The 16700-nt window shown below is 42.6% G+C and carries 15 protein-coding genes and 1 pseudogene; 7 read left to right on the top strand and 9 right to left on the bottom strand.

The window, feature by feature from the left end; translation table 11 throughout:
- Positions 1-131: 131 nt before the first annotated feature.
- Entirely contained in the window at positions 132-443 is a 312-nt protein-coding gene (locus ABWT76_RS09370; RefSeq protein ID WP_054465690.1) for a carbon dioxide-concentrating mechanism protein CcmK, read from the bottom strand.
- 1132 nt (positions 444-1575) lie between these two features.
- On the opposite strand from ABWT76_RS09370, the gene ABWT76_RS09365 reads away from it, so the two are divergent.
- From ABWT76_RS09365 to ABWT76_RS09350, 4 genes are all read left to right on the top strand, one after another.
- Entirely contained in the window at positions 1576-3435 is a 1860-nt protein-coding gene (locus ABWT76_RS09365; RefSeq protein ID WP_054465689.1) for an NAD(P)H-quinone oxidoreductase subunit F, read from the top strand.
- A gap of 55 nt (positions 3436-3490) precedes the next feature.
- Positions 3491-4987, top strand: a complete 1497-nt coding sequence (locus tag ABWT76_RS09360; RefSeq protein ID WP_054465688.1) for an NADH-quinone oxidoreductase subunit M — start codon at positions 3491-3493, stop codon at positions 4985-4987.
- Positions 4988-5411: 424 nt separating this feature from the next.
- On the top strand, positions 5412-6542 hold the full coding sequence (locus tag ABWT76_RS09355; RefSeq protein WP_054465687.1) for a CO2 hydration protein: 1131 nt from the start codon (positions 5412-5414) through the stop codon (positions 6540-6542).
- A 323-nt stretch (positions 6543-6865) separates the two neighbouring features.
- Positions 6866-7795, top strand: coding sequence for a LysR family transcriptional regulator (locus ABWT76_RS09350; RefSeq protein ID WP_054465686.1), 930 nt, complete (start codon positions 6866-6868; stop codon positions 7793-7795).
- Positions 7796-8268: 473 nt separating this feature from the next.
- Here the strand turns inward: ABWT76_RS09350 and ABWT76_RS09345 are convergent, their stop codons facing one another.
- The 7 genes and pseudogenes from ABWT76_RS09345 to ABWT76_RS09315 all read right to left on the bottom strand — a co-directional run bounded on the left by ABWT76_RS09345 (position 8269) and on the right by ABWT76_RS09315 (position 12133).
- Positions 8269-10413: a peptidase domain-containing ABC transporter gene (locus ABWT76_RS09345; RefSeq protein WP_054465685.1), complete on the bottom strand. Its 2145-nt coding sequence runs from the start codon at positions 10411-10413 to the stop codon at positions 8269-8271.
- A 97-nt stretch (positions 10414-10510) separates the two neighbouring features.
- Positions 10511-10783: a BrnA antitoxin family protein gene (locus ABWT76_RS09340; RefSeq protein WP_354635995.1), complete on the bottom strand. Its 273-nt coding sequence runs from the start codon at positions 10781-10783 to the stop codon at positions 10511-10513.
- A pseudogene (locus tag ABWT76_RS09335) lies at positions 10761-11028 on the bottom strand (BrnT family toxin). The gene ABWT76_RS09340 and the pseudogene ABWT76_RS09335 overlap by 23 nt, the downstream one beginning before the upstream one ends.
- Before the next feature lie 331 nt (positions 11029-11359).
- Positions 11360-11497: a hypothetical protein gene (locus tag ABWT76_RS09330; RefSeq protein WP_156331636.1), complete on the bottom strand. Its 138-nt coding sequence runs from the start codon at positions 11495-11497 to the stop codon at positions 11360-11362.
- 24 nt (positions 11498-11521) lie between these two features.
- Entirely contained in the window at positions 11522-11665 is a 144-nt protein-coding gene (locus ABWT76_RS09325) for a hypothetical protein (RefSeq protein WP_190879352.1), read from the bottom strand.
- Between the two features lie 33 nt (positions 11666-11698).
- A complete protein-coding gene (locus ABWT76_RS09320; RefSeq protein ID WP_156331635.1) occupies positions 11699-11851 on the bottom strand; it encodes a hypothetical protein in 153 nt (50 codons plus the stop codon).
- A gap of 132 nt (positions 11852-11983) precedes the next feature.
- Positions 11984-12133 (bottom strand): hypothetical protein, encoded by a 150-nt coding sequence (locus ABWT76_RS09315; protein WP_156331634.1) that lies wholly within the window; start codon positions 12131-12133, stop codon positions 11984-11986.
- Between the two features lie 203 nt (positions 12134-12336).
- Between ABWT76_RS09315 and ABWT76_RS09310 the strand changes: the two genes are divergently transcribed.
- The 3 genes from ABWT76_RS09310 to ABWT76_RS09300 all read left to right on the top strand — a co-directional run bounded on the left by ABWT76_RS09310 (position 12337) and on the right by ABWT76_RS09300 (position 15923).
- Complete coding sequence (locus ABWT76_RS09310) at positions 12337-13809, top strand: HlyD family efflux transporter periplasmic adaptor subunit (protein ID WP_054465683.1); 1473 nt, start codon at positions 12337-12339, stop codon at positions 13807-13809.
- 219 nt (positions 13810-14028) lie between these two features.
- The gene (locus tag ABWT76_RS09305) at positions 14029-15006 is read left to right on the top strand and encodes a glycosyltransferase family 10 domain-containing protein (RefSeq protein WP_190879350.1); all 978 of its coding nucleotides are present in this window, start codon (positions 14029-14031) and stop codon (positions 15004-15006) included.
- A 47-nt stretch (positions 15007-15053) separates the two neighbouring features.
- Entirely contained in the window at positions 15054-15923 is an 870-nt protein-coding gene (locus ABWT76_RS09300; protein WP_354635994.1) for a methyltransferase domain-containing protein, read from the top strand.
- Positions 15924-15944: 21 nt separating this feature from the next.
- Here the strand turns inward: ABWT76_RS09300 and ABWT76_RS09295 are convergent, their stop codons facing one another.
- Positions 15945-16670, bottom strand: a complete 726-nt coding sequence (locus tag ABWT76_RS09295; protein ID WP_354635993.1) for a C40 family peptidase — start codon at positions 16668-16670, stop codon at positions 15945-15947.
- Positions 16671-16700 lie beyond the last annotated feature (30 nt).

The raw sequence follows: 16700 nt of genomic DNA, 5'->3' as shown, positions 1-16700 counted from the left end.
GCTGTGGAATGACTTTTCCATCAAGTCGAGGCAGTCGGTAAAAAAAACTGACTTTTTTCGACCAACTGATAACCAATGACAAATTTCTTTAAGGCTTCCAGGATAATGGCAGCCAGCCTGCTTTGGGCGGATTAGTAAGAACGGAATTGTTCTACTTCTTCGGTGTACCGAATCGGTAGAACATATTCTAAGTTTTCGTGGGGACGAGCAATAATGTGGGTGGAGAGGACTTCCCCGCCATTGACTCGATTGGCAGCATCAATTCCCGCAGCGACAGATGCTTGTACTTCGGACACATCTCCGCGAACGATCACGGTGACGCGACCTGAACCAATTTTTTCATAACCGACGAGTGTAACTCGAGCTGCTTTGACCATTGAGTCTGCGGCTTCCACCACTGCTGGGAACCCTCTGGTTTCAATCATTCCTACAGCAATTGACATTCTTGATTTCCTCTCTTATGCGCGAAAATAATTCTGCAACTCAATAATTTTAGGGCAAATTCGTGCCATTAATATTTTTGCAGTAGATGTTTTTTGAGGTAATTAAAAATTAAGACACGCTGATATCCGCTGCCTACCTGACAAAAACAGCTACACAAATCCCATGATTCCTCATAAAAAGCTTGAGGCATTCACTGGAGGCACAATTTTAGACGGGAAAGGCCATCATCTCACTTTAATAAAAAATTTAGCATTCCCATATCATTAGGATATGAAAGCATGGTTCCTTTGACAATATAAATCCTTATGATATTTTTAAATCTACCACTTAATAAAAGTTTATATTACAAGATGCGATCGATCTGTTAAGTTTTATTAAGATTTAACTGCGTTGGTTGATCGTTGGTTTATCAGTGGTCGGGGCGGTGTATTCCCCGATCGCGTCACCGGAAATCGAGGGAAAATTACGACCTAGGCAGGAAGGATCGCATTGCCCACAGATCTGATTTTTCCATCAATCTGGTGCGGAAATCAATGGCTATGACAGCACGGGAAGCCCCGATCTAGTGGATGAGTAGAAACCTCCGTGGTCAAGGTGGTTCCAGGAGGTTCTTTGTGGTGGAGAGAATCTCCTCTACCAAAATTGGGTGATCGGGGGGCGATCGCACCGCTTGCTCCATATCCATGCATCGATCTATCTATACCCATTGATCCATACGGGATGATTAACTTTTGGTCTTAATTCCCGATTACCAGAGGAATTGCTGCATCCTCATATTTCTAGGCAAAACCGAGCGATCATTTTTGGCGCAGTCCTTGACACAAAGCCCAAGACCCCTCAGACTTTCATTTCAGTAGGACAGATGAAACGCTTATACATATAGATCGCTTAGATCTCTCAAGCATACAGCCTAAAAAACCCTCGCTGCTGGTGAGATTGGTTTCGGCTTCTTAAGCTGTCAAAATACTCAGTCTAGTCTTTGGTGACATCCTTAGATGTTTGCATGGATTCATTTTTAGGTAAACATTGATAAATGTTAAATGTTAGCGGTTTAAAAATATGAAATAATTTAAAAAATCACCATTTTTAGGTAAATTTACCAGTCAATGTTTTTGTTAAAGGAGTGATTTCTTGAATCAGTTTATAGTGAATACCTGTTGGTTTATTCCGGTTTATGGCTTAATTGGAGCCATTTTCTCCCTGCCTTGGGCAATCGGCATTATTAGAAGAACTGGGTCACGTCCAGCGGCTTACTTTAATATCCTGATGACCTTATTGGCGTTTTTTCATGGGTCAATTGCGTTTATTCATTCATTGAATATAAGTCCGATCCACCTAGTATTGCCTTGGCTACAAGTGGCAGATTTAAACTTGTCGTTGGCGATCGAAATTTCTCCGGTCAGCTTGGGGGCGATGCAGTTAGTCACGGGTATCAGCTTACTGGCACAACTCTATGCCCTGGGCTATATGGAAAAAGACTGGGCTTTAGCCCGCTTCTTTGGTCTGATGGGCTTTTTTGAAGGAGCGCTGTCAGGAATTGCCATTAGCGATTCTTTATTGCTCAGTTATGGTCTGTTGGAGATGCTGACCCTTTCCACTTACCTGTTGGTCGGTTTTTGGTATGCCCAGCCTTTGGTGGTTACCGCAGCGAGAGATGCTTTCTTAACCAAGCGGGTCGGGGATATCATTTTATTAATGGGCTTGGTAGCACTTTCCACCTACGGAGAAGGACTGACTTTTAGTGAGTTAGAAAATTGGGCAGCTTCATCGAACTTGCCACCTTTGACAGAAACGTTGCTGGGTTTATCTTTGATTGCGGGGCCTTTGGGCAAATGTGCTCAGTTTCCCTTGCATCTGTGGCTGGATGAAGCGATGGAAGGGCCGAATCCTGCGTCGATTATGCGAAACTCGGTGGTGGTGGCTGCCGGTGCATTTGTGCTGATTAAGCTGCATCCGGTTTTTACTTTGTCTCCTGTGGCTTCCGTGGCTTTGGTGGTGATTGGGACTTTGACGGCAATTGGTTCATCTTTGATGGCCTTGGCCCAAATTGATATTAAACGGACGCTTTCTCATTCCACCAGTGCTTATTTGGGTTTGGTGTTTTTGGCGGTAGGTCTTCAGCAGATCGATGTGGCTTTGTTGTTGCTGTTTACTCATGCGATCGCCAAAGCCCTGTTATTTATGAGCACTGGTTCAATCATTCTCACCACCAATAATCAAAATATTACGGAAATGGGGGGTTTGTGGTCGCGGATGCCTGCGACAACTTCTGCGTTTGTGGTGGGTTCCGCTGGGTTGGTTTGTCTGTTGCCCTTGGGGACATTTTGGACTATGCGCCGCTGGGTGAATGGTTTTTGGGAAGTCCCGGCTTGGCTGATTGGCATTTTGCTGTTGGTCAATGCTTTGAGTGCTTTAAATTTAACCCGCGTCTTTCGTCTGGTGTTTTTGGGTGAACCGCAACCGAAAACCCGCCGCGCCCCAGAAATTCCTTGGCCAATGGCGGTGCCGATGGTGTCTTTAATCATCCTTAATTTCTTGGTGCCGCTGATCTTAGACCAATGGCAATTTTTGCTTTCTTGGACTGGCCCTTGGGCGACGAATGCACGACTGCTGAATCAACTAGCTTTACCTCTTTTGATCCTCAGTGGGGCGATCGGTTGTTTGATCGGTTTTATGATTTCGTTGGGACGGGCTTGGGCTAGACCAATGCAAAAGTCTTTGAGATTTGTCCAAGACTTTTTTGCTTATGACTTTTATATTGAGAAATTCTACCGGCTGACGGTGGTGGCCGCCGTGGATCTGTTGTCTAAGATGACTTCCTGGTTCGATCGCTATGTGGTGGATGGGTTGGTTAACTTTGCAGCCCTGGCGACGGTGTTTGGTGGTCAAAGTCTCAAGTACAGCGTTTCTGGTCAGTCTCAGGGTTATATCTTGACGATTATGATCGGCGTTGGTTTGTTGCTGGTGTTTTCCTGGATCGTGGGTAACTAGCAAGCCAATTGGTTAATCCTGTAGTCTTGTTGTTTAATGGAGCGAGAAATTAAGAATGCTCAGTGCTTTTGTCTGGTTGCCGTTAGTGGGCGTGATTGTCCTGAGTTTGTTGCCAAAAACTATTCACCAGAGTGCTTATCGTTTAGTGGCTTTGATTGTGGCGATCGCGCTACTGGTTTGGACGGCACTGTTAGGGTTACAGTTTGACCCCCAGCAATCGGGGATGCAGTTTTCTGAATATTTACCGTGGATTAAACCCATTGGGCTGAACTATCACTTAGGAGTGGACGGACTGTCCTGGCCGATGCTCTGTTTAAACAGTTTTTTGACGGTGCTGGCAATTTGGGCCAGCGAACGCCAAATCGAAAGACCCCGCTTGTATTATGCCTTGTTATTGCTGCTGAATATTGGCGTGTCTGGCGCATTTCTTGCCCAAGATATGCTGTTATTTTTTCTGTTCTATGAACTAGAACTGATCCCGTTATATTTTCTAATTGCCATTTGGGGCGGTCAGCGTCGGGCTTATGCGGCGATGAAGTTTCTGATCTATACGGCAATTTCGGGGATTTTGCTCCTGGCGACATTTTTAGGCGTCGTTTGGCTAAGTGGGGCGAACACTTTTGATTATCAGCCCCTCCGCACCAGCGCTTTACCCTTAGAATCCCAAATTTTACTCCTGGCCGGATTATTAATTGCCTTTGGGATTAAGATTCCCTTTTTCCCCTTGCATACTTGGTTGCCCGATGCTCACGTGGAAGCTTCAACCCCGGTTTCTATGCTCTTGGCTGGGGTGTTGTTAAAACTGGGTACTTATGGGATGTTACGGTTTGGGGTCGGTTTGTTTCCCGAAGCTTGGACATTTCTCGCCCCTTGGTTGGCAACTTGGGCAGCGGTGAGCGCCTTATATGGGACATCTTGTGCGATCGCCCAACAAGATATGAAAAAAGTGGTGGCTTATTCCTCCATTGCTCACATGGCCTTTATCCTCTTAGCCTTTGCCGCAGCCACTCCCCTGAGTTTGGTCGCCGCGATCGCCCAAATGGTTAGCCACGGTCTCATTTCCGCCTTTCTATTTTTCCTAGTAGGAGTCGTTTACAAAAAAACCGGCACCAGAGATGTCAATGCCTTGCAAGGACTACTCAACCCGGAACGCGGCTTACCCTTAATTGGTAGCTTAATGGTTTTAGGGGTGATGGCTAGTGCCGGAATTCCCGGTATGGTGGGATTTATTGCCGAATTTATGATCTTTCGCGGCAGTTTTCCCGTATTTCCGGTGCAGACATTATTCTGTATGGTGGCAACGGGTTTAACAGCGGTCTATTTCTTGTTAATGATTAACCGAGTCTTTTTTGGTCGTCTGTCGCCAATTGTCACCAACTTACCCAGAGTCCAATGGCGCGATCGCCTTCCCGCTTTAGTGTTAATGGTGTTGATTTTTGCCTTTGGGTTGCAACCAAATTGGTTAGTCCGCTGGAGTGAAGCGGGGATTAACTCTTTAATCATCACTCAACCGTCAGTGGTCAGCCCGATCGCCGTCCGTAGCGGTGGGTAGTAGGGGCTGTAGGGGCTGTAGGGGCTGTAGGGGCTGTAGGGGCTGTAGGGGCTGTAGGGGCTGTAGGGGCGACGAGCGCATTCGCCCCTACAATAATCAGGAATTAATCACCGAATGCTTTGCCCTTACATGGCAAAATTGTACATATAATCAGGAATTAACCACCGAATGCTTTGCCCTTACATGGCAAAATTGTACATATAATCAGGAATTAATCACCGAATGCTTTGCCCTTACATAGCAAAATTGTACATATAATCAGGAATTAATCACCGAATGCTTTGCCCTTACCGGGCAATAATTTCTCTTGTTAACCCTCAAATTTAATATCCGAATGCGAAAGCCCTTTTTTAGGGGGGATTGCCCTCTACTTTCTCGATTTGACCATATTGCCTGCTCAAATAAAATAGCGGAATAAATTGCTATGCCCACCTTAAATCTCAAACCTTCTCAACATCTTTTAGCTGAATATATTCACCGCTTAGAATCGGGAGAAGCTTTACTTAAAGATTCTCCCCAAAATGTCACTGAAGTAGTCGGGATTCTGAAAAGTTATGGCATTGTCTTAGATGCTTACTCCCGGAATCTGATCTACAATGCTGACCACCAATTTTTAGTGTTATTCCCCTTTTTCAAATATTTTAATGGGGAAGTTTCTTTGCATAATTTACTCCGTCACTGGTGGCACGATCGCATTAATTTTGAATATGCAGAATATTGTATGAAATGTATGCTTTGGCATGGAGGCGGCGGTCTAGATACTTACGTTGACTCCCCAGAATTTCGCCAAAGGGTAGAAGCCTTGATTCAAGAGAAATTAAAAAGCAATCCCCTGATGCTGACCATTCACCGTCTATTTCCCGAATTTTTGCCGGAACAAATGCGCCAAATGGCTTACTACAGTGCCTTGGGGCAATTTTGGCGGGTGATGAGTGATATGTTTATTGATTTATCTGAATTGTACGATCGCGGCAAAATTAAATCCATTCCCCAAGTGGTAGACCATATCCTCAATGGTTTAGTCGCGGCTGCCAATCAACCGATTACCTACAAAGTTACTGTAGGCGATCGCGTTTATGAAATTATCCCGGAATCGGCGGGTTTAACCTTCCTCATGGATACAGCGGTTCCTTATGTTGAGGCCGTATTCTTCCGGGGAACGCCGTTTTTGGGGACAGTTTCATTCAATGCCCAAGCCTATCAAATTCCCTTCGATCAAAGTATGTTCATGTATGGGGCTTTGTATGCCGATCCATTGCCCATTGGCGGAGCCGGAATTCCCCCGACCTTGTTAATGCAAGATATGCGTCATTTTTTACCGGATTATCTCCATGAAATATACCAAAAAAGTCAACGGGGAGAAGATGATTTACGGGTGCTAATTTGCCAAACATTTCAAAAATCCATGTTTTGTGTCACCACAGCAGCCATTCGCGGTCTAGCCCCTTATCCGTTGGATACCTCTGACCCAGAACAACGAAAAGCCAACCGGATTTATTTAGAAAAGTGGATGGATCGCTTTATCCCCTCTCGGATCCTAGATGCGAATACTTAATCTAGGGTGTAGGGTGTAGGGTGTAGGGTGTAGGGGCAGGGGTGCAGGGGTGCAGGGAAGAGGGAATAATTGATAATTGACAATTGATAATTGATCATGGTCTTTAATTGTCAATTGTCAATTGTTAATTGTTAATTATTCCCCACCCCCCACACTCCGATGGCGGCTCCCCACACTCCCCTCCGCCCCTCCGCCCCTCCGCTCCTCTGCCCGGAAGCAGAACTTGGGAATAAAAAAATTTATCCTGGCTTCATAAGCAAAAATAATTAATAAATAGGTTATAATATACTAGACTCTATATATAATAACCAGGAGAAAAAACATTGAACCAGGCAACACTGCATCAGCTTAGGGTTTTTGAAGCAGCGGCTCGTCATCGGAGTTTTACCAGAGCAGCGGAAGAATTGTTTCTGACTCAACCTTCCGTGTCCATGCAAGTCAAACAATTAGCAAAAGTGGTGGGAATGCCATTGTTTGAGCAAGTTGGCAAACGTCTCTACTTAACTGAAGCCGGTGAACAACTGTTGTTAACTTGTCGAGATATTTTTGAAAGATTGGCGCAGTTTGAAATGACTGTTGCGAATCTCCAAGGACTCAAAGAAGGAAAATTAAGATTAACCGTGGTGACAACGGCTAAGTATATTATTCCTCGTTTATTGGGAGTTTTCTGTCATCGCTACCCGGGAATTGATGTCTCCCTTCAAGTTACCAACCATGAAGTATTGGAAGAACGATTAAGTCAGAATTTAGATGATTTATATATTCTGAGTAAATTGCCAGAAAATTTTGAGGTGACTTCTTACAAATTCCTCGACAATCCTTTAGTGGTTTTGGCGGCATCAAATCATCCTTTAGCCAATGAAAAGAATATTCCGATTGAACGGTTGAAGAATGAGCCATTTATTATGCGTGAACCAGGTTCTGGAACCCGGAAAGCGGTGAAAAAAATCTTTGAAGAACACGGTGTTTCGGTAAAAGTTCGGATGGAGTTGGGCAGCAATGAAGCGATTAAACAAGCGATCGCCGGTGGGTTAGGGATTTCTGTAGTCTCTCGTCATGTTTTAGCCTTAGAAGGGTCTACTCGAAAATTAAAAATATTGGATGTACAGGACTTTCCCATTGAACGTTCTTGGTATGTGATTTATCCCAAAAATAAACAGATTTCTGTGGTGGCTGAAGAATTTTTAAAATATTTAATTGAGGAAGGAAAACAGGTGGTTGAAGAAACGGCAGATTATAATTTTCAAGATTAAAGATTAAACCAAAATGGTTGGGATTGATTCCCGGAACATCTTACTCCCTAAAAACTTATGTTTGATAGGACATACCCAGATTATTGGGTATCATAACCGAGATTAAGCCGAAGTGTTTGACACCTCGGCTTAATTTATAACATTTAAACTGAATTATTAAAAAGAATTAACAAACACAGAAAAATATCGCCGGTTTTCTTGCCAAGTTCTTTTGGGGGGAATAATTTTCGGTGTTAAGATTAATTCCCCCAATTCCATCAATGTCTTGAGTCTTGAGTATATTATGGCATGGCGATCGCTCTGCTGATTTCTGATTAATGATGATCGAGCCACTAATAACCGCGATCGCAGGGATCATTTTCCCGCCTTTTACAGCCCTTGAAGCCCACAGACCCAGAAACCGGGTTTCTTAATTAACTCTTTGCTTTCCGGCAAAAATTGTCGCAGAAACCCGGTTTCTTAAGGGGCGATCGCTAGGTTAAAAATCTTAGATGTTCACCCTCAATTTGCAGCAAATTCTCTACAGTGCCCTGTAACTTTAATTGACTATCTTCTAGATAAATAATCTCATCTGCTCTGACATTAACAGTCGGACGATGACTAATCATGATTGTGGTTTTTCCGCGACGATACTCTAATAATTCATTTAATAAATTTTCTTCACTAATGGGGTCTAACCCTGATGTGGATTCGTCTAAAATTAAGACTGGTGGATCGTTGACAATGGCTCTGGCGATCGCTAATCTTTGCCGTTGACCACCGGATAAATTAGCGCCAAATTCCCCTAATACGGTAAAATATTTGTCCGGGAGGCGATCGATAAATCCATCCGCTTGGGCAAATTGACAAGCTTTGACGATTTCCTCAAAAGTTACATGAGGTGAACCCACTCGGAAATTCTCAATAATACTTCGACTCCAAAACTGCGCTTCTTGGGGAACTAAAATGATTTGTTTTCTGATACATTCTAAACTTAAATTTTGTAAGTTATACGCTCCGACTCTAATTGTGCCTCCCTGCAATTGATATAATCCAGCTAGTAGCTTGACTAAGGTACTTTTTCCACAACCAGATTCCCCAATAATCGCCGTGACTTTTCCTCCTTTAATGGTTACGGTAAAATCTTGAAATAAATCTAATCTGCCCGCATGATGATATAAGAGATTTTCACAGCACACTGGATCATTATCTTGGAATGTCACCCATTCTTTCTGAAAATCTTTATCGGTTTCTGCCGGATAGTCAATCACTGAGAATATCCGTTCAGTCACAACTTTCACTCTAACAATTTCACTAATTAAGCCGACTACTATTTTAATAAAGACAGTAAAATTAACACTCATACTGTTAAAGGCTAAGAGTTGTCCGATCGTCAATTCCTTATGAATGACCAAGGTACTGCCAAACCAGAGTAACACGATGCCACCAATGCCAGAAATAATTTCCGAGAAATTAAAATTGGTGACTCCAATTTGTCCGAGTTTCAATTCTAAATTGGCTAATCGGCCAAACCGACTTTGTAAGTCTTCCCAGAATTGAGGTTCGGCGGTGGTTGTTTTTAAGGTGACGGCCCCTTTGAAACTTTCGATTAAAACGCTATGAGTCTCCCCTTCTAAGATCATAACATCTCTAATTTTTTTTATTAATGACCTCAAAAATACCAAAGATGAGGTAGCACTGCATAAAGTGATTAAGCCAATGACTAAGGTTAATTTAGGACTATAAAATAACATCAGACTTAAAGAAATAATCGCCGTAAAAGATTGAGTTAAGACTCGGACTAAAGATTGAGAAATAAAGAAATTAATTTCTTGAATATCCTTTAAACGGCTGACTACCTCCCCACTGCGATGAGTTTCATAATACTGTAAAGGAAATTTTAATATTTTGCGGCCAAATTCTTTGATTAAGCCTAATTGTATCCGGTTGGAAACCTGCATACTTAAGTTTGATTGGATGACTTGTAAGCCACTACTTATTAAGTTCATTATAATAATGGCGATTCCTAATCCTCTCAGGATGTTTTCTTCGCCTCTAATTAAGACATCATCGGTTAATATTTGAATCATAAAGGGTGAGGTTAAGGCTAACAAACCGAGAACAATATTAATCAGTAAAACTTCTAGTAGAATAAAGGTATAAGGAGCAATGCGCTGAAATAATCTCCCAATTCCTTCGATTTTATCGTTCGGTTGTTGAGCAAAGCGGACTGGATCGGGCTGTAATAACAGGGTAATAAATCCTGACCAATTGTCGGCTAATTCTTGCCGAGTTAGATAGCGTAAACCGACACCAGGATCCGCGATGATATATTTTTTACCTTTTTGTCCATATAAAACGACATAATGATTACCTTGCCAGTAAATGATGGCAGGTAAAGGCGCATTTTTCATTTGATCTAATATTTGGGCTTGGGCTCTGGTGGAACGAGCATCAAATCCCAAACTTTCTGCCCCTCTTCTTAAACCCGTTAAAGTTGTGCCGAGTTGTCCGGTTCCCACGGCTTCTCTAATGCGATTAATGGTAAATTGTTTCCCATAATATTTAACAATTGTGGCTAAACAAGCTGCTCCGCAATCTTCTTCACTATATTGAAGGACAATTGGATATTTTTTCATAAATTAGTCAGACATAAGTTTAACTTCCGAAACTATAATATCTCGGAAGTTATTATTGCAATTATTGCCATTAGTTAATTATACCATAGAGGGGTGTTCAAACTGAATTAACAAAAGTTACAGCCCTCAGTTCTTCTTGAAAAATCCGGCGTAATGTATCTTCATCTAAGGGGAGTTTGGCTTGATCAAGATATTGTCGTAACGCTTGATTCATCATCGTTTGATAACCTTTCCCTTCAGCGTCTCCTTTTTGTCTAAAGGCTTCGAGAATATCATTATCAATATAGATGGTAATGCGAGTTTTACCTTCTTGTGGGATGATTGCACCCCGTTTAGACCGATCAAAATTATATTCCGGTTTCATATTCATGTCTCTCCTTAGCAGTAGCAGGACGGGCAGAAATTAAGCGAATGCTATCACCTCGATAGGTATAGACTACCACTAGCAACCGCCGAAGGTGATCCATCCCCATAATAATAAATCGCTGTTCACCTTGTGCTGATTGATCTTCAAAAGAAATAAGGATCGAACAACACAGCCTCAGCATCAGAAAAACTGACTCCGTGTTTTTGTAAATTGCTTTTAGCTTTTTTAGGATTCCATTCAACTTGCATACATATATTATATGTATTCGGGAGAATTATGTCAATTATGCCTAAATTTATTTAGGGTTTGCTGATGGACACTCCTCACGCCACTTATGCCACTTATGCTGAATGTGGGGATTCTTGGTTCACCGACCCTTCCTATTGGTGTTATTGTAGCATCAAAAGCGAAAGTTAAGGCGCACAACGCATCGCCAATCTGCTTACGCTGAGATTGAGGTCTTCCCGCGCCATGTTTCCGATAAATGACCCAGACATAAATTAAACTTCCGAAACTATAATATCTCGGAAGTTATTATTGCAATTATTGCCATTAGTTAATTATACTATAGAGGGGTGTTCAAAGTTCTGCCGCCCGGAAACGTCCACCCCGGACAAACACTTCTTCTTCAGCGGTCATATTGGTGAATAAAGAATTATTGCGAATGTCTTGGCTGGGTTTTTGGGTGTTGTTGGTAGCGGTGTTCTTAGCTTTCATATTTTTGTCCTCTGTGTTCATTAATTAAGTGGGTTTAAATAATAGTTCTGCCGCACCACCCCGGACAAACACTTCTTCTTCAGCGGTCATATTGGTGAATAAAGAATTATTGCGAATGTCTTGGCTGGGTTTTTGGGTGTTGTTGGTGACGGTGTTCTTAGCTTTCATATTTTTGTCCTCTGTGTTCATTAATTAAGTGGGTTAAAATAATAGTTCTGGCGCACGGAAACGTTGTGTTCCACCCCGGACAAACACTTCTTCCTCAGCGGTCATATTAGTGAATAAAGAATTATTGCGAATGTCTTGGCTGGGTTTTTGGGTGTTGTTGGTGGTAGCGGTGTTGTTAGCTTTCATATTTTTGTCCTCTGTGTTCATTAATTAAGAGGGTTAAAATAATAGTTCTGGCGCACGGAAACGTCCACCCCGGACAAACACTTCTTATAATAGTTCTGGCGCACGGAAACGTCCACCCCGGACAAACACTTCTTATAATAGTTCTGCCGCCCGGAAACGTTGTGTTCCACCCCGGACAAACACTTCTTCCTCAGCGGTCATATTGGTGAATAAAGAATTATTGCGAATGTCTTGGCTGGGTTTTTGGGTGTTGTTGGTGGTAGCGGTTTTGTCAGCTTTCATGGTGTTATTCTCTTGGCTTTTTGGTTTGTTTTATCTTATAGTCATTAATATAATCAATAAAAAAAAATTATCAATCGGGGCATTTACTGAATTTTTTTTAATCATCCCTTCATAAAACCTGATAAATCACCTGGGTTTTGTGAAGTTTTCGTAAAGCATTTGCCTGAAAGCCTTGCCCATATTGAGTTACAGGAAATTCCGTAATGGTACTGAGAAACCCCAACCCTGAATTATTACCGATCGCCCACGATGATGACTTCTTGCCTCCCGTGAGTGGCTGGACAATATTTGGCGGCTTTTTTTTAGTGGGGACAGTGGTCGCTGCTTTTACGGTATCTGCTTTTACTCCTTTACCTGTCACCGTGAAAGCCCCAGCAGTGGTGCGTCCCACAGGAGAGGTTAAGCTGGTGCAAGCCCCCACCGAGGGGACTGTCACCGAGATTAATATTAAAGAAAATCAGACGGTGACTGAAGGAGAAACCCTGGTGGTTCTGGATACCTCTCGTGTCAGCACTCGTCAGTCCCAGCTAGAAATCAGTATTGACCAAATTGAACAGCAATTAGAACAGGTGTCAGGACAGTTGGCGAACTTAAATCTGCAACTGAATGCGGAAACCGAAAGGACGAACCGGGCGATCGCGGTTGCGGAGGCAGACCATCTGCGGATGCAAACAGAACATAGTGAACGGCGTTTAACCGTTGAAGCGCAAGTGGATGAAGCGAGAGCAAATTTGCTGATGGCTGAGGAAGAATGGCAAAAAATTCAGAGTGATATTCAAGCTTATGAAGCGTCTTTACGGGCTAGTGAATCGGCTTTAAAAATTGCTCAAGAAAAGCTGAATCGCTACCAGCCTTTAGCCGAATCCGGTGCATTAAGTAGAAATCAATTAGAAGAAGCCCAATTAGCTGTTGAACAACAAGAAGAAGCCGTAGCCGAACGTACTGCATTATTGGCAGGGCAAAAACAAACTGCACTGCGTCAGACCAAAGCCATAGAATCGGCTGAAGCTCGTTTACAAGCCGCCTTAGCTGCGGCTAATCCTAGTGATGGCATGGTGACAATGGCAGCGGAAAAAATTGCTCAGGAAAAAGCCACAGGAGCCGGAACTTTAGCCCGATTAAATCAAGAGCAAAACAGTTTATTCCAACGTCAAAGTGAACTGGAAAAGCAACTAGAGAGCGATCGCCAAGAATTATTGCAGGTGGAGCACGAACTCCGGCAAACCGTTGTTTCTGCACCCATATCCGGGACAATTCTCAAGTTAAATTTGCGAAATCCCAACCAAATTGTCAGAATAGGAGAAGAAATTGCTCAAATTACCCCGAATGATACTCCTTTGGTGATTAAAGCCAGAATTGCTACTCAGGATATTGGTAAAGTGAAAGTTGGCCAAAAATCACAAATGCGGGTCAGTGCATATCCTTATCCTGATTATGGAATTTTACCCGGAACTGTTAAGACGATTTCTCCCGATGCCATTATCCTCCAAAATTCCGGATCTAATCTAATCCCTCCTTATTATGAGGTGACAATTGAAGCGGACGAGTTCTATTTAAAAGATGATCCCAAGAATGCTTTATTGTCAGGAATGGAAATTCAGGCGGATATTATTGCTCAAGATGAGACGGTGTTAAAGTTTATTTTACGGAAAGCTAGGTTATTGACTGATTTGTAGGCAATTCGGGGGGAAACCAGAAACGGGGACCCAGAAACCGAGACCCAGAAACCGGGTTTCTTAGAAAATTCTTTGTTAAAAAACCAAAATTGTCGCAGAAACCCGGTTTCTTTTTCGCAGGCAACAATCATTAATGGTAATATTAAAAGTGGCTTGATGCTATGATTAAAGGCTGAATACTGAAACCTAAATATTGTGATTAAAAATAGGCAGCAGAAAATGAGCAAAAAAATTATCGGCATGATTAGCAGTTACCCCAAACTTAATCCCAGTGCAGCGGATTGGTTATGGCATCAAACCCCTAATCCATTTGGGCAGTGGGGTAATGTGCAAATGTTGGCCCCGCATCCTCAGCCAGATTTTTTACTATTTTATAACTTTTTTACTTGGCCAAGTCGTCCCGAATATCCTAAACCTTGGTCTTATTTAAAAGCGCCACAAAAAGAAAAACGCTATCAACAAGAACTGGCAGAAATGCAAGCCAAATTGCGGGGAGTTCCCAAAGAACGCTGTATTTTTCTTTGGCGCGAACCGCCTCTTGATGAAGTGTTGCCGCGCACCATTCGCCACTATCAATCTGCTAAAAAATATTGTGCGTATATTTCTGGTCCTGATGACTATGCCCCGCAACCGGATTATATGCCAGCAATTTGGTATCTGTTAAATGAATTTCGGGATTTGAATGACCTAGAATCGCCGGAAAAAACTAAACCTTGTAGTTGGATTGTTTCCGGGGTAAACCGGGCTGTAACTCATCAAAAACGGTTTGACTTCATGCAGTCTTTAGTCAATTCTCAATTGGATGTTGATTTATATGGTCGCAATTTGCCCGACTGGACTAAATCTTGTGGCAGTTTGGGCAATAAGTGGCATGGTATGGCTCCTTATTATTATAATCTGACTATAGAAAATTATGCGGAGAATGATTGGTATGTGACGGAAAAGTTATGGGATGCTTTATTATGTTGGTGTTTACCGATTTATTACGGGGGAACCGCCCCTGATAAATTATTGCCTCCGGGTAGTTTTCTCCGGTTGCCCAGTTTGGATGAAAAAGGCATTCAATTTATCCAAGAAGTGACGGCAACTCCCGATGCTTGGTATGAGGCTAAAGAGGCGATCGCCGAAGCTAGACAAATTGTGATCCACAAGTTAAATTTATTGGAATGGTTATCCAATTTTGTGGCAAAATTTTAACCAATTAAAATCGATTGAATTGATGTAATTTAAAATAACCAAAAACAATGAAAAATCAATTATTTTCAGGGAATAAAAAAAATCTAGGGGCGAAGCATTCGGGGAATAAATTTTTGGCTTTTTCCCAGAGATTATTCGCCCGAATGCTTCGCCCCTACCAAATTCTACTAATTTTATTGACGCCGCTGATTATTTTTATCGGCAATGGTTGCGCCTTAGAAACAACGGCGATCGCGGAAGCGTTGCGTAGCAATTTCGCGGATTCTGGAATTTATGCACATTATGAACAGCGGACGGTTCACGACCCTGACGGCATTGGCAAATTTTACATGGGTCGAGAAATTGCTCAAGTTATGGGACACCGAGGGGCTGGTTGGTTAGAAAGATCCAGTCGAGAAACCGAAGAACAGCCGCAAAAACTGATTAATGCCCTTGATTTGCAACCGACAGATATTGTCGCTGATATTGGGGCGGGAACGGGTTATTTTAGTTTTAGAATTAGTCCTTTAGTTTCTCAGGGCAAAGTGCTCGCGGTAGATATTCAACCAGAAATGATCGACATTCTGGAGTTTCTCAAAAAAGAAAATAAAATTGAAAATGTCCAAACTATTTTAGGCACCGAAACCAATCCTAACCTACCCGAATATACGGTAGATTTAGCCTTAATGGTGGATGCTTACCATGAGTTTGCCTATCCCAGAGAAATGATCGAAGGAATTATTCAGGGGATGAAAGTTGGTGGCAGAGTAGTTTTGGTGGAATATCGGAAAGAAAATCCCTTGATTATGATTAAGCCATTACATAAGATGACCGAAGCACAGGTGAAGAAAGAAATGCAAGCGGTGGGTTTGGTTTGGCGAGAAACTAAGGATATTTTACCGCAGCAACATTTGATGATTTTCGAGAAAACCAGTTAGCCGGTTTAATCTGAAAAATGTTTAATCGTTCTGTGGTTGTTCTTGTGGTTGATAACTGGCAATGACCCGACCTGCACCCCGCAAAATGCCATAATAATGTTGGGTGACGCGATCGCCTTCTGGGGACAAAACATCGATCGCAATCCCATTTCGCCCGTTTTCCCGACCGGAACTATGAATATAACGTCCTTCACCTAAATACAAACCCACATGGGTAATTTTTACCGCCGAACCAAAAAACACTAAATCCCCCGGTTGCAACTCCTCCAGAGAAATTGCTTGAGTAAAAGCAGCTTGTTGGTAAGCATCTCTAGGCAATTGAATGCCCACACTAGCAAAAGCCGCTTGCATCAATCCCGAACAATCATAATTTGGCCCAACAGTTCCCCCCCACAGATAATAATTCGGTTGCTGCATAGCCGCTTGAGTAAAAGCGATCGCCCCAGGCAGTCTGGCTTGAATTTCATCGGTGGATAAAATCGGTGGCTGATAAACTTCCTCCGTCGGTTTCAGGTGGATGATGTCATCACTTTTTAACCAACCCGGATAGTCATCTTCACAAAGTTGTACTTTAATTGGTCGATCATTTTTTAGATCATTTTTTAGATCATCTAAGCGATCCACCTCTGGGAGTACAATTCGCACAAGACGACCCGCTGCTGCTTGGGTGGCTAAAGATTCGCAGTTGGGAGAATCATAGAGATTCAGATTTATCTGACAGCGATATTGTTGTTGTCTGTTATGCATCTGTAGGCGATAGGGTGGGCAATGTTTACC

Source organism: Planktothricoides raciborskii GIHE-MW2 (assembly GCF_040564635.1).
GTDB lineage: Bacteria > Cyanobacteriota > Cyanobacteriia > Cyanobacteriales > Laspinemataceae > Planktothricoides > Planktothricoides raciborskii.
Note: the sequence above shows the minus strand (reverse complement) of the source record. Positions and strands in the feature narration are given on the sequence as shown.